Consider the following 15,492-nt stretch of genomic DNA (forward strand, 5'->3'; position numbering starts at 1 on the left):
TATCGGTAACATTTAAATCACATTTACACCAATAATTAACATTTTGTAAAAGTTGAACTTTGGATGCGTTGGGGAGGCAATAGCTGAAATGATAACGGGAAGGAAAAAAAGGCCAACATCCTTGTTGGCCTTATAAAGGTAATTAAACAATAAGAAGTACTGCCACAAACCCGATTAATTATATGACTTGATAATTCATCGGGCTGATATTAACAGCGAGTTTACAGTTAGTTTTTAAGCTATTTCTGAACACGTTTACGCTGGCGAATACATGCCATCATCAGCAACATCATCCAACCCAAACCCAAAGCACCACCACTGCTTTTAGTTGGTTCTTCGATTACCGGAGGTATAACCTCTGGCGCTGCGGCAACCGTGAGTGTGAACATGCTAAATGCTGATAACTCACCATCCGTTGCTGTCACTTTAATTTCAAATGTTCCCGCTTCAGTCAAGCTGCCAGATAAGCTCATGCCATCAATGCTTAATGTATCTGGGCCAGACACGCTATAAGTCAGAGTGTCATTTTCGGCATCAGCAAACACATCGGTTAAATCAACACTGAATGCAACACTGCCTGAGTCAGTAAGCTCAGTTTCAACATCGCTAAGTGGATTAGCCACTGTTGGAGCGGTATTAACAGGTACTTCAACTGGAGCCAAACCTTCAACTTTAATCAGTGTGCCACCAATGTTACGCACTAAGCTTGACGTTGTCCCCAGTTCTAGTAAGCCGTAGTAAACCTCACCTTCTTCTAGCGGAGTTAAGGTTTGACTGTCATCAAGATAGCCATTAACTGTCATGCTGACATCAAACTCTTCGTCTTGGGCAACAGTACTTGGCGCATCAATGTCGAAACTGGCTTGAGAAGAATAATTAACATGAGTCACTCGCACTGTAACGTCATCAGGCTCATCAGCGACTGTGCCTTCATAGTTATGCGCAAGTATCCAGTAATTACCTGTGGTAGGTGTTGGAATAATACACTGTTCGTTAGAGTCAATTTCACCACTGATACACACTAATGAGTAATACAGTTCGCTTGCATCCGCTTTACCATCATTGTTCTCATCAATACCCACATATAAGTCCATGTCAGGTGAAGTTGTATCTGTGATTTCAACCACTAAACGTTTGGTATAGGGTTTAACAACTGTCGTTGTGGTAAATAACACCTCTTGATTGTATGCAGGGCTGTTACGCTCAACATCATTAGATGCACCAATCGCTGTGCCGCTAAAACTTTGTGATTTAAATAAACCAAAGCCCTTCACTTGCAGATCATTACTACCAGATGTAACGATGTCATTGATCTCGATTGTATTATCTAGGTTGTTTAACTTAGCTGAAACGCTATCTACGATTTGCCCCGCTTTAAAGCCAATAGTGGCCTGTAAGTGAGTATCACTCATGTCATCAGCTGAATTCTTTAGATTAATGTAGCCATGCACCCATTCATCAACTAACTCTGCATTAGCGATAGCCTTGATCGTCAATACTTGAGACTCACCAGCGTTAAGTGCAAAAGATGAAGGTGAAACTTCAAAAGTAAAGCCATCATTTAAGTACTCATAATCCACTGTCCAGTTACTGCTTTTCGTCGCTGTGACTATACGTGTCCAAGTACAATTTGAAATACACTCATTGTTAACCATCGAGCTTGTATTCAAATCACCTGGGTTACCGTCAATCGATGGGTTAGCTGCAAGATATTCTTCTTTATTGATATCCATTAATAAACCCGCTTTTAGGGCATCATTAATACGGATACTACCGGCACCTTGAGTGAAGAAATCAGAGCGCTGTTTAACACCGTCATAGTCATCATCTTGGTAAGTCACCTGATAAGCTGTAGACATAATAGCCATTTGCGCTTGCGCAGGCGTCCATAGAGGATAAGCTGATTTGATCAAGGCAAGTGCGCCAGCAACATGCGGGCTTGCCATGGATGTCCCAGAGAATGACACATAAGGAATATGGCCAATCTCACCTTCAAATACTCTGTCCTCTGCATTTGCAGCATAGATATCCACACCCGGTCCAGCAATATCAGGAGCAAAAATATTCGGATATGGCAGGTTTGGTCCGCGAGAAGTAAATGCGCCGGCAATATCACCCAAACTATCATCAGTGCTGGTTACACTGGCAGCTATTGCTGCTTGGTGATCAGTCCCAGTTGCTAACCAGTCAGTCAATAATTGGCCGTCAACATCATTTAAATGAATAGCTGGAAGTACGTGGTTATCATCATTTACCGTATCTGCACCACCTTCCAGGTTAATCAAAATCATGCCACCCGCACCGGCGTCTCTGACAATAATACCTTTACGTACACGAGCGTTAAGGCCACGTTCACAGACAACAATTTGATCGCTAGTAAATGTGTCTGCTTCAAAAGGCTCAGTACACATAGCATTGGCTTCATCATAATCTTTAGCCTGAACCACCTTACCGGTAAAGCCTTTGGTAACACCACGGCCCGATAAATCAGCCAGAGAAGTGCCACCAACAGAGGTGAAATCAGTCAAACCTTTCTCGTCAAAACTAAGGTTATGGCTATAAGCTGCTACGGTTGTTACCCAAGGCGCATTACCAGGAGAGCCAATTGTGCTCGCTGTAGGTCCTGCGTTACCAGCTGCTGTTGCCACATGAATACCGGCTTCACGCGCATTTAAGAATGCCTCAGCGCTTACAGAATCCCACGGGTCAGTTGCAGAACCGCCAACTGAATAGTTAAGTACTTGCACGCCATTTTCAATGGCATGCTCAAGAGCTTGAATCGTAAATTCAGGGTAACAAGAGCCTACATCGTCACACACTTGGTAAGAGACGATATTGGCATGGGGGGCCACGCCACTAATCGCAGGAAACTCAAAGGCACTTTTTTCGGCAATGATATTGCCATCTTCTTCTTCCACTTGAAGGTAATAATTAACGTTTTGAACGACGTTACCTGCTGCCGTAGATGCCACATGTGAGCCATGTCCGTGGAAGTCATAACCCACTTTAGCTTTATCCGCTAGGTCATCATAACTTGGGTCATCTAGGTTATCTGCAACACTTGCCCGATAATCAACAAGCTCTGGATAACTCACAATACCAATCAGTTTGTTGTTACAAAATTTAGGGTATTGCTGACAATCGCCAAAGTATTGATTTTCGCCATTTGGATTAACAAATACATGGCCATCATCGCCCACTTCTTTGAATGAGGGATGCGTAGCGTTAATGCCGGTATCCATAATACCTACAATAATCCCTTCACCTTTGGTACCAGGGATATCATTGGCACCTTGCCAAACTTTTTTGGCTCCGATAAATTCAGGTCCTGTAGAAGTCTGAATATAATGCATACCGACAGGTTCAACACTGTATACATCTTGATCTTTTTGGATGGTTTTAACTTCACTGGCATCAAGCTGCAGTGCAAATGCATTAGCAACTACTTGATATTGTTGTGTTGGCTTTAAAGTACGGTTAAGTTTACCGCTTAACCTTTGGGTAATTTGTGTCTGCTTTGACTCAAGGTAGCGTTTATAGCTCACACTGGCTTGAGATTTAAGATTTAATACGCCCGCTGTAGTTTTGTTACTTTGATTACTTTTGATGCTGGTTGCGGCATAGCCTGAAACCGAGCCATCGTAACTTGCTAGCGCGCTATCTTTTAAACGGACAAAGTACAGTCCGTCAGTACGCATTTTTCCGGCACGTTCTAGTTTTATTTTTTCTTGGCCAGGATTGATGCTGTTAAGCGGTTTGCCTGAATCAGCATGGCTAGAAAATGCCAATACTGAACTCACAGCACTAAGAACCAAATATCTACTACTTAATTTCATTTGATAACCTATTATTCTTTTTATAAAGGGAAAGCCGAATTCGGCTTTCCCTACCAGGGTTAAACAAGCAAGTGTTTAGCCAGTTAGAAACGACGACGCAGTGCGATAAGACCTGCGAACAGCAGAGATAACATACCTAAGCTACCACCACTGTCTTTTTCATACGTTGACTCTACAGTTAACGTATGGCTCACTTCATTCACACCGTCAGAAGCCGTAACAGTTAGTTGATGACTACCTTCACTATCAAGTTCACCCGTGATTTGAGTGCCAGCGATAGCCAGTGCAGTAAAGCCTGAACCTTCAACTGTGTAGCTTAAGCTGTTACCTTCGACATCCATAAACAGTCCATCGATATCCATGGTAAAGCTTGCTGAATCGCCTTTTTTGAAGGTCAATTGAGGAGTCGGCATAGCAGCGGCAACGTCTTCATCAACTTCTGGCGCAATATCATTCACGTCCGTGACCATCACCTTAATGCTTTCGGTTTCACCAACTGTGTTGCCTTTTTGAGCAAGGATTTTAAGTTCAAATTCTTGGTTATTCTCAAAATCAAGCGCTGATGGATTAACCACGTATAACTCATGAGTTTCTTGGTCAATCGCAAAAGGCGTACCTGTAACTGAATTAACGATATGCAATTCAAGCGGCTCAAAGTCTGTTGAACCGTAAGTAAAGAAGCCCTGAGTATCCAGCTCAATCTTTCCTAAAACAGTATTCATTTCAGCGCCTTCTGCAACGCTAAAGACTTGGTTAGCCTGTGCTCTTGCAACAATAGAACCATCATCATCTACCATTGCGTTATAGCCAATTTGCATAAAGTCATCGTTTACACTAACAACCATGAAATCTTTCGGTGCAGGGATCTGGCCGATACCACCTAAATCAGATGCGCCCACTGAAGCGATATAAACCTCTTCACCTGGTTGAGCGGTATAGGTTGGTGAAAACGCTAGCTCGCCAACTTCAGCATCTTGACCCATTGCCGCAAAACCAACATGAACAGAGCGGTCATTTGCTATATCGGTACACACATCCATGCCGGTAAACCAATCAAAGTAACAAGACTCTTCAACAGCATAATTACCACCTTTAATCGGGTTAAATTGTGCAATAGGTTCGTATTGCTCTTTACCTGTGTGGCGGTCGGTTTGAATATGGAAACCAAAGTTTTGGTCAAAATCTTCTACGCTATCAAGCTCGTGGTGATATAGGTCTTCAAGACAAACCTGAGAAACGATATTTTTGCCATTATTGGTAAAATACGTTGGTAGGGTAGATTCTTTCATACGACCATTTGGGTTGGTGTAGTCATAAGCAACGCTGTAATCAATTACATATGTCGCTGGTTGACCTTTGGCATTTAACGCAATACGTGGTTGATTGACCTGCTGCGCTTCATCCCAAATCGTGCCATCTGAAAAACTCTCATTCCAACCATTTTCTAAAACAACAGATTCAAAAAATAGGTCGTAAGCAAATAGCTGTGGGCCGCGTTCTTGAAAATTAGCCAGTGCCACATCTGCGCGGTCAAATAAGCTCACCGCAATATTGAGTTTCTTACCTGAAACCGTACACATGGCATCATCAAAAATAGCGCCACCGACAGCTTTAATTTTATGACCTTTGACATTTTCTAAATCAGGTCTAACGGTACGGTTTTGTAAAATTAACGGATAAGCTTGAAAGGTTGTTTCAGTCTTAGAATCATTAATGAATGAAGCGACATAACTTTGATAACTGCCATTACCAAACTCATCATCAGGGTATAATTCACGCCCCCAAGCTAAGTGATTCCATTCTGTTTGGAAAGTGTCTGGGTTCCAACCTAGATAAGTCGGAAACTCAATCGCGTTTGGGCGTTTAGTAATCGAGGTGCTGTGACGCGCTTTTACCATCCAACCAAGGTTAAGCTCAGGCTTACCTTCAGACATTAAGCTAATGTAACCATTTAGCTCAGTTGCTTTTAAGTTAGCGTCAGTATGATCCGCAGTGCTCATCAACGGCCATTGTGGCAGTTTATTAGCATCAACTATCATAGACACAGGAATAACCACACTTGAATTAGCAGGGATATTCACTGATTCAGGCAAGTTAAGTGTTAATGCTTCATGGGCAGCTTTATCACCGACCATTTTAAACGATAAGCTGTAGGTCTGAGCGGTATCTGAGACATTGCGAACAGTGATATTCTTATGAACTGTTTTAGTATCTGCAATTTCATGCATACCAAATTGAACGTAAGGTTGATTTGAAGCGCTTTCCCAAGCCACTAAAGGCGAGCTGATTGCAGCATCTAAATCTTCAACACCATGACCAATAGAATAGATTTCAGCAGGGGTAATTTCATCACTTTCTAAAATACTATCGATATTAGCAGTGTTAGCTAAAACAGCTTTAATTTCAGCAGGACCAAAACCTGGGAACTGACTTTTAATCACCGCAGCAGCAGCAGCAATTCTTGCAGCACCTGCCATAGAGCCAGAGCGCATACCGTACTTAGCTGCAGTTTCATCTGCATTGGAAATATGCACCACTGGCTGATTGTCAGTGAAAGTGACAATTTCAGGCTTTAACGTTTGTGAGCCACGCACTGGGCCCATTGCAGCCCATTCAGGTACAACAAGTGTTTCACCATCGTCAGCATAGTTTACTGCACCAACAGTAATTGCCGAAGTCGCACTACCTTCAGCTGAAATCCAGTTACGGTGTTTAGCTTCAGCGTCACCATAAAGTGAGTACTCAGCTAAATCTCCAGCATGAGTGACGACAGTCATACCTTGAGCTGATACACGTTCAATCATCAATTGCAGTAAGCTTACCGAGGCATTACCATCGATATCAAAAAATGCACCCGCGCCAGAAGCCTCTAGTAATGCAATATCGATACGGTCACTAATATCACCATCTTGGTTAGGGTCAAGAGCATGCTCAAAGGCTTGAACAAGTTTATCTAATGAAGGTCCTGACGCCGTAATATAAGTAGGGTCCCAACTTGCGCCCGATACGTTATAGACTTTATAAGCATGAAGTGATGCACCAGGTGCAAGTTGATGCACGATACTCGCAAGCTCAGTCCCCATGCCTGTAGGGTATACCCAGCCATTCCAAGACTCATAGCTAAGGTTTTGATCGATTGGGTTAGCGTCATTACCGTAGTTTTCGCTTGAAAAATCCCAACCACCTGCAACTACCGCTGTAGGGAAGCCGCTATATTCAATAGCGCCATTTTCTAAGGCTTCTAAATAACTGCCAGCCGGTGGAGGCGTTTCAGAGTCATTATTTTCGCCATAAACACCTGAACCACCAAATATTGGTAAAGTGTAATCAATACCGGTAGAAATGATTGCAACGCTAACACCAGCACCAGCCGATTCATTGCCAGTATATGGAGTCAGTAAGGCGACTTCTTCATCGGCCATTACCGTAGCATTTTGCTGAACAGACTGAGTCGCTTCAGTTTGCTTAACGCTGCTAGTATTGCTGGCACTGAAAATACGTTGCACTGCATCAAGCGCCTTAACTTGAGCAACTGAGCCGCTTTGCAGTTCAACATTGATTATATTCGCAACTAACCCTGAACGCGCTGTTAATATTGCCTGCGGATCAATGGCTTTAATTTGGTTGAATACTTGATCTTGTAATTTGCTAACTTCAGCAAGGCGTTGCGTGTAATCGCGTTTATCACCTTGGCGCTCGATAGCTGCGGCATTTGTTAAATATAGAGTATAGGTCGCGCGTTCTTGCTGCTGAGCGCTACCATATGCTGATACTGATTCGGTCTGAGCATTCGCATGTAGAGCACCCGACAGAATGGCGGTTGAGACGCATAATGCGAGCGTGCATTTATTAAATTTCATTTCCATTCCTTCACGTTATTTTTTGTTATTCGGCCTTTTTCAGGCTCTAACCAATTAATAACGTGCAAGGAACATTGTCACAACAACCTCAGATTCATTTAATACTCATATTTATATCTGCGCTTGTCTAGCTTATATCTTTTAATTATCTTTTTTATTTAAATACAGACAGTTAACTACGCAAAACATAACACTAACAACACTAGTTAGAGGCGATAACCAACAACATCGGCCTCGTTAGCAACCTTTAATGTTAACAATAAAGACTGTTCATCAGCGCTTGATAAACCAAAAAACTTGCGCACTGTATTCGCTGGAAATGACATCACAGTTTGTATCTCGCCAGCAGCGTTGATTCGTTGGATCAGGTCTTGTTTTACTGTGCGTTCGACGAAATATACAAAGCCATCTTCATAGTAAAATGAGCCAAAATCATATTTAGCTAAACGATCGGTAATCTGGCTAACTTCATTAGTATTGGCATCAAAACGCCAAATACCATTTAAATTAAACTTCGACATATACAGTATATCTGGGGACTCACCTTCAACAGCATAATTCCCTTGGCCAAACTTAATTGGCTGTAATTTATCATCAAGTGAATAACGATAAATGCCACTACTCTCATTTTCAGTGCCTTTAAAATAGATAGCCTTGCCATCTTTAGACCAACTGATGTTTTCGGCTGCAAGATCGCCAATATCAACTCTTTCAAATAGTTCCGACTGAATATTACCTAAATATAAGGTTTGTTTATCATTTCGGTTGATGGTGACGGCAAACATCTCACTGGTGGGCGATACCCCCACGACCCCTGCATTCCCCATGCTTTTAGTCAGGTTTTTACTAGTGACTTGGTTATTTTTCCAGGTGGACCACAATTTTGAACGATTTGACAAAAATAAAATATCACCAGTCTTTTTTGAATAACGGGCATACATGTCTCGTGAAGATGAGGAGATTTTTCGCAGTACTTTTTGGTTTTGATAGCTCAGTTGTGCAATATACTCTTTTGAAATGTGCTCGCTAATAAATAGCGTCTCGGTCACATCGGAATAAGTGACGCTACTGATTAAGCCAGTAAATGGAATGGTATGCTGAACATTACCTAACAGATCAATTTTAGAGATCACTAAATTTGATCCTTCAATATGATTCACATAAAAGCTGTCATTTTGATAACTAAAGTCATAGTCAATAATACTGACACTATTCGCTATTAAATCAACAACATCACTTTCACCACGTTTTAATAGCAGGCTCATTTGAAGTGATGAACTTTTTTCTCTGATAAACGCAATTTCATCATTATTGATCAATTGATGAGGCGAAAAGTCTACCTCGTTTTTACCGGGCTTGGTTAATTGTGTACTTTGCTTTGTCGACATCGAATATGAAAACAAAGCCACTCTATCAGTTAATTGCTTCGCAAAAATAAGTGTATCTTCATCATTTTTTGACCAGCTCAGTACTCGTTTAAATGGCAAATAAAAACAGCCCTCAGTCACAAGATCATCGGTATTTTGCTGTAAATGCCTTACTCTTACTTGGCAAACACCACTAGCTAAAACTCGCACGTAAGCCAGTTTTTGATCGGACGGCGACCAAGCGGGAGAAGCTTCTTCACTATCGACAAACGAAATTAATTTCAGTGGCGAGTCATTGTTATTAAGCTCTTTAATATAAATTTTGCCCGGTTGCTGACCATTACGCCATTGCATCGCAAGGTATTTGCCATCATTGGACACGGCAATATGCTCTTCAACCCCTTCAAAATTGGTCACTTTACTTTTTATTGGTGACGCCAAAGCGGCTGCGGCTTCAGGCTCTGTAAAAGATTTGATAAATTGATAAGCGGAATAACTGAGTAGTATCACAAATGCGAGCACAAAAACTGCCAACACGGTATGTTTACGGCCTGCCTTTTTGTGAGTGATATCTGAAAGACTCGTCTCCTCATTAGCTGAAGAAATTAATGAAATCGGTAACACTAATTGGTAACCAAGTTTTGGTAATGTCAGCAGTAAATCAGCTTCAATATGTAAATCTTTAAAGGATTTTCGTATTAGCCATACTGAATTAGTGAAACCTTTTTCACCAACAGCTTGGTTACCATCCCAGATGGTATCAATTGCTGTTTGGCGAGAAACAATATGATCTGGACTATCAATAAACAGTTTCAGCAACTCAAACACTTTAGCCGACAACTTAATTGTCTTATCACCACAGCTTAAGGTCATTATGCTGCAATCTAACGTACACGGCCCTATTTGATACTGAAGTAATGCCATCAAGTCTCACCTAGTAATTTGTTATTATTATTATTTTCACTAGTCATCATAAATATAAATCAAATAAAAACCATTCTACGCACAAGTTGTTTGATACAAAATTAATTAAGCCACTGTTAATATAGGAATTAACCAGTGTTACAACTTGTATCGAAATATAAACAGTCACTTTATATAAATAAATATTATGAGTTATAGCTTGGTAGTATACAAAATAGCGTACCAGCTAACAATTACGTTTACATTCATTTAACAAGCGATTTGTGTTGATATTAGCGCTTTTTTTAGTGATAAATGCTAAAGGCACAGCAGCATTATTTAAAATACAACTTACTTGTCTGATTTTATTCAATAAAGACACGAGGTTAACCACAGTATTTTTTCAGAGCTTAGCCTCTCTTAAGGCTTATCAAACTCTGTATAGGTGCAATAAAGTGGAATCTTGCTGGTTTACATAAGGCTTAATGACCATATTTCTAGTAAGTCAATAAGGGGGCCTCTATTGATAAGCCCAGATCCACTGGCTAAATAAATTGTTTAATTTAGCATACAGCCTTAAAAAATATCACCACAAAAAACACATTAAACTAATACAATCATAAAGATAAGCACAACTAATTCCTAAACAAGCTTTTAGGTTGAATTTAATTATTTGCGGCATTGCACAATTTTTGACTTATTATCGTATTGGGGGGTGTTATCATTTTTAAATTCGACTAAAATAGACGTCTAGATGTAGATACCTCTACACGTTCAAATTCAAAAAGACGAGATTTCCCATTATGGCAAACCACTTGTTCACCTCTGAGTCGGTCTCAGAAGGTCATCCAGATAAAATCGCTGATCAGATTTCTGATGCAGTATTAGACGCAATTTTAGAGCAAGACCCTAAAGCGCGTGTTGCTTGTGAAACTTACGTAAAAACAGGCATGGTATTAGTCGGTGGTGAAGTCACAACTTCTGCATGGGTTGATATCGAAGAAATCACGCGTAAAACAGTGCGTGAAATTGGTTACACTCATTCTGATATGGGTTTTGATGCTGATTCTTGCGCCATTTTAAATGCCATTGGTAAGCAGTCTCCTGATATCAACCAAGGTGTTGACCGCAGTGATCCTGCAGAACAAGGCGCTGGTGACCAAGGTTTAATGTTTGGTTATGCCAGCAACGAAACTGACGTATTAATGCCTGCTCCTATTACTTACGCTCACAAACTTGTGAAACGTCAATCTGAAGTACGTAAAGATGGCACCTTACCTTGGCTTCGCCCAGATGCAAAAAGCCAAGTTACCTTTGCTTATGATGAAGGTAAAATTGTTGGTATCGATGCAATCGTTCTATCAACTCAACATCGTGAAGATGTTAGTCAGGAAGACTTAATCGAAGGCGTAATGGAAACCATCATTAAGCCAGTTTTACCATCACAGTGGTTAAACAAAGATACTAAGTACTTCATCAACCCAACTGGCCGTTTTGTTATTGGTGGCCCTGTAGGTGACTGTGGTTTAACCGGTCGTAAAATCATCGTTGATACCTATGGCGGCATGGCGCGTCATGGTGGTGGTGCTTTCTCAGGTAAAGACCCATCAAAAGTTGACCGTAGTGCTGCATACGCAGCACGTTATGTAGCGAAGAACATCGTCGCTGCAGGTCTTGCAGATCGTTGTGAAATCCAAGTTTCTTATGCAATCGGTGTAGCAGAGCCTACCTCAATTAGCATCGAAACATTTGGTACCGGTAAAGTATCAGAAGACGTATTAATTAAGTTAGTTCGTCAACACTTCGAACTGCGCCCTTACGGCCTAACAGCGATGTTGGATTTGGCTCGTCCAATTTACCAACAAACTGCTGCTTATGGTCACTTCGGCCGTAACGAATTCCCATGGGAAGCGACTGATAAAGCTGAAATCTTACGTGCTGATGCCGGTCTATAATTAGCCCTCATTACAGTATGTAAAACTAAAAAAACCGTCAATTGACGGTTTTTTTATATCTATAATTTGCTGATTGATTCAACTTGGACTATTTCGCTATAGTTTTATTTCGCTATAGTTTTATTTCGCTACAGTTCTGCAGAGCACATAAACGGTCACTACTTACGAGTAAGCTTAACCTTCTCTCTGGTTAAGCAGTAATCACTGCCGGCCATTCTTCCTATGGCATCTAATTTGTCACTATCGATTCTAAAATCCTCAATGATGTCATCTTTAACATGAATAGCGACGACATTACCTAATATTAAATGGCCTGATAACGGTTCATTGCCCAAATCAATAATCTGATTAAGCTGGCACTCAAAGCTAATTAGCGCTTGCTTAACGAGACTCGGCTTAACTATAGATGCTGGGGCTTTTTCAATGTTGGCATACTCAAATTCATCTATATCCGCAGGAATATGATGGCAAGTTTCATTCATCACCGCTAAATCAGGATAGCTCACTGTATTGATGACAAATTCACCCTGTTGGCGAATATTAGTTAACGTATCCTTTTCCTGACCATCATCCATGCCCATAGGGTTGAAACACAGCACTGGCGGGTTAGCGCTGGCCACAGTAAAAAACGAAAAAGGTGCTAAATTGGCCACCCCATCAACAGAAATAGTGGAAACCCATGCGATGGGTCTAGGCGTTACTCCACCAATCAATAACTTATATATTTGTTGCTTACTTAACTGTTGTGGCGACAATAACATTAGGCTCTCGCAAATATTCTTAATAGGGTAAATCACATTCAACTTTAACAGTACTATGCCAGATATGTACGCTGTATAGGTTTTAAAAATATGTTAACCCAACACATTTTGATCGGTTAAAGATGAAACTCCTTTGCAAGATATCAAACCGCTGTTCAGAATGACAATTGCTCAATTCTAACAAGGGAGTAATGAAGCGAGTCTTTTCTATCTAAGCCATCAATTAAACATTAAAATTGTGCCATCCAATAACAAAAGAATGAGCTTTCACCTTTCAGAACTTTATCGCTCTACATACTCAATAGGTAAAAATTTAATGCGTAAAACCCAATGGTTATTTGATGATGTCACTCAATTCAAAACGTCAATAGCACCAGCGATGACAGCCGGGCAACAAAAGTGCTGGTCAATGCTGAAACAGTTTTACAAACAACAGATGCCTTATTCAAAGCCAACAATGAAAGAAGATATAGCGGTGATCATGGCTCAAGATACTCAGTTACAGCGGTCGAATATTGATAAAGAAATGAATGAACCTGTTAATACAGTTTCTAGTGCCGCTATTGCTAAAGGAAAGAGTCGCAATAATCCTGACAATAGTATTATTGCGGTAGTAAGAATAAAGCCCATTGGCCAATATCAGTTGGTAACCGGCCTTGTCGTTGCTAGTGAGTATAGAGGCGGTGGACTTGCCCATACATTGCTAGCATTCATTGCTGAAAAACTAAAATGCGAGCAATGTTTTGTATTTTCCTTACCCCATTTAACCCAACTTTATCAAGAGCATGGCTTCAATGAGGTAAAACTGGCGACAAATGATATTCAACAACTTTATCTAAAACATCATTCACCACAAAAACCATTGGTGCTAATGCAGCTGCAGACTCAACTTTCTTCTAGAAAATAGTTTAAAAGCAACCGCTTGTTAAAAACTTCGCGTTAATAATCGTTTCGTTAACAGTGATCAAAATGCGCAGTTTCGACACACATAAAGGAAATCTGCTGTAATGATAAAACTGGTACATTCATCACTCGACCATTGTCAGTATCAAGTAGGTGATTGTCAGTACTCAGCACAATTTGCTCTTGATAACCATTTGAACGCCCGCATAAAATCCATTGGTCTTGCCATTTTACTGCATATATTGACTGAGCATTCCCGCTGGTTGTCGGCTGCTTATTAAGCTCAAATGCTTCACAATCCAAATCATTAGCCGCAAGCACACCCACTACAATTTTTAAATTCTCGAATGCTGATAGTCTTAACGACAAATAAGATGCAAATAACTCATTAAACAGCTGAGTTGTATTTTGTTCCATAGTGACCTCTTAAACCTCATCTTGATGTCTTTTTCGATGAGAGTACGATACTAATTAGCTAACACCAGTAAATAATAATCACGCTGCTGAAAGCCAAAATAATCGACCACTTCCATCGATGCCTTACGGGTATGTGCGGCAAAAGATAATGCATTATCTTCAGCAATGAAGGTGACCATATAAGGTAGCTTTTTGCCTACATGCCTTGCTAACTGACTAACCAGTTGTTCAAAAATACCTTGGCCGCGATGATTACTATGGATCCAAATAGGACCATATTGGCAACTGTTACTCTCAGATAAACGGCTATAACCCATTTCGATACTGGGTAAGCGCTTTAATATCGCTTGATAGATAGACCAAGATTTAAATAGGGACCAAGGGCCAGCAATAACATAACCAATAATCTTGCTATCGCAGCAAGCCAGCATTATCCAGCCTTGATTAATTAAGCTGGTAATTTGCGGCTCCGAAAAGTGTTGCCCTGCCATCCCCTGTCCATTTGCCCCTAGCTCATCATGCATATGAGTTAGCTCAAGCTGAGCAATTTCAGCGGCATCATCTCGTTGGGCTAATCGATAACTAACTTTCATTTATCTTGCTCATCATCAGTTGAGTTTACGGCTTGTTTTTGCGCCCAACTAAAAACCAGGGCTACCGGATAAGGCGCCATGATGACAAACCCAAGCCCAATTAAACACGCCACGACTAACATGCCAGAGACTTGACTAGCCACTTCAGTGAATAAATACAAACCAGCGCCGACGGCGACAAAAATCAATCCAACGGCATGCAAAATTTTAAAAATGTTACTCATTAAACTCACTCTTTTTGGCTAATAGCCTTATTGTATCGCCTTATCGGGCAGATTCGGCTGATTTAACATTTATTGATTAAATAAGGCGGTAATAAAATCAGTAAATTATCATTAATTATTATTCAAGATGAAAAAAATCAATGTGACTCAGTATATACTATGGCTATTAACGACCCTATTTGGAAATGCCTCTCATGTTCAAACCTCTCCTCGGCGCGTGTTGTATTATTTTTGGACTCAGTGCTTGTCAAAGTGCGCCGCCTCCAGTTGAACAAGTCAATCTACTTGGCAGTTGGCATATTGAAACCGCGCTATCAAATCCTGTGATTGATAATAGCCCTGCACAAATTACCTTTGCTGAAGAAGGTAAATTATCTGGCAACAACAGCTGTAACCGCTTCTTTGGTGATTATAGCCAGCAACAAGATAAGCTAAGCTTAACGCCTGCAGGCACTACCAGAATGGCCTGTGTTGAAGTATTGATGCAGCAAGAGCAAAGTATTATGAAAGCAATGACGTTAGTCACCAATATCAAACAAGCGAAATCGGGTAAGCTATTACTAAAATCTCAAGATGGCGCCACCTTATTGGTATTGGCTAAACAAGATTAGCTTGCGATTAAACAAAAAAAGAGTGAAGCCATGGCTTCACTCTTTTTGTATCAATCGCTCAC

General features: G+C 40.7%; 10 protein-coding genes. 3 read left to right on the forward strand and 7 right to left on the reverse strand.

Annotated features, from left to right (window positions below):
- Window positions 1-239: 239 nt before the first annotated feature.
- From BCU57_RS15135 to BCU57_RS15145, 3 genes are all read right to left on the reverse strand, one after another.
- Complete coding sequence (locus tag BCU57_RS15135) at window positions 240-3,836, reverse strand: S8 family serine peptidase (protein ID WP_102439704.1); 3,597 nt, start codon at window positions 3,834-3,836, stop codon at window positions 240-242.
- An 83-nt stretch (window positions 3,837-3,919) separates the two neighbouring features.
- Window positions 3,920-7,696 carry a S8 family serine peptidase gene (locus tag BCU57_RS15140; protein WP_157936447.1) on the reverse strand — a complete coding sequence of 1,259 codons (3,777 nt, stop codon included), beginning with the start codon at window positions 7,694-7,696 and terminating at the stop codon, window positions 3,920-3,922.
- 206 nt (window positions 7,697-7,902) lie between these two features.
- The gene (locus BCU57_RS15145; protein ID WP_102439706.1) at window positions 7,903-9,987 is read right to left on the reverse strand and encodes a winged helix-turn-helix domain-containing protein; all 2,085 of its coding nucleotides are present in this window, start codon (window positions 9,985-9,987) and stop codon (window positions 7,903-7,905) included.
- Window positions 9,988-10,769: 782 nt separating this feature from the next.
- Here BCU57_RS15145 and metK point away from each other — a divergent pair.
- Window positions 10,770-11,921 (forward strand): methionine adenosyltransferase, encoded by a 1,152-nt coding sequence (gene metK / locus BCU57_RS15150; protein ID WP_102439707.1) that lies wholly within the window; start codon window positions 10,770-10,772, stop codon window positions 11,919-11,921.
- 158 nt (window positions 11,922-12,079) lie between these two features.
- Here metK and BCU57_RS15155 read toward each other — a convergent pair whose 3' ends face one another.
- Window positions 12,080-12,682 carry a flavin reductase family protein gene (locus BCU57_RS15155; RefSeq protein WP_102439708.1) on the reverse strand — a complete coding sequence of 201 codons (603 nt, stop codon included), beginning with the start codon at window positions 12,680-12,682 and terminating at the stop codon, window positions 12,080-12,082.
- A 316-nt stretch (window positions 12,683-12,998) separates the two neighbouring features.
- On the opposite strand from BCU57_RS15155, the gene BCU57_RS15160 reads away from it, so the two are divergent.
- Window positions 12,999-13,589, forward strand: coding sequence for a GNAT family N-acetyltransferase (locus BCU57_RS15160; RefSeq protein ID WP_157936448.1), 591 nt, complete (start codon window positions 12,999-13,001; stop codon window positions 13,587-13,589).
- Window positions 13,590-13,636: 47 nt separating this feature from the next.
- On the opposite strand, the gene BCU57_RS15165 is transcribed toward BCU57_RS15160, so the two are convergent.
- From BCU57_RS15165 to BCU57_RS15175, 3 genes are read right to left on the reverse strand one after another with little or no spacing between them, the layout of a single operon-like run.
- Entirely contained in the window at window positions 13,637-14,002 is a 366-nt protein-coding gene (locus BCU57_RS15165) for a hypothetical protein (protein WP_102439710.1), read from the reverse strand.
- Between the two features lie 50 nt (window positions 14,003-14,052).
- Window positions 14,053-14,595, reverse strand: coding sequence for a GNAT family N-acetyltransferase (locus BCU57_RS15170; protein ID WP_102439711.1), 543 nt, complete (start codon window positions 14,593-14,595; stop codon window positions 14,053-14,055).
- Window positions 14,592-14,819: a hypothetical protein gene (locus BCU57_RS15175; RefSeq protein ID WP_102439712.1), complete on the reverse strand. Its 228-nt coding sequence runs from the start codon at window positions 14,817-14,819 to the stop codon at window positions 14,592-14,594. The genes BCU57_RS15170 and BCU57_RS15175 overlap by 4 nt, the downstream gene beginning before the upstream one ends.
- A gap of 194 nt (window positions 14,820-15,013) precedes the next feature.
- Here BCU57_RS15175 and BCU57_RS15180 point away from each other — a divergent pair, with 194 nt between their 5' ends.
- Window positions 15,014-15,430, forward strand: a complete 417-nt coding sequence (locus tag BCU57_RS15180) for an META domain-containing protein (protein WP_102439713.1) — start codon at window positions 15,014-15,016, stop codon at window positions 15,428-15,430.
- Window positions 15,431-15,492: the final 62 nt, after the last annotated feature.

Source organism: Shewanella sp. 10N.286.48.B5 (assembly GCF_002874355.2).
GTDB lineage: Bacteria > Pseudomonadota > Gammaproteobacteria > Enterobacterales > Shewanellaceae > Shewanella.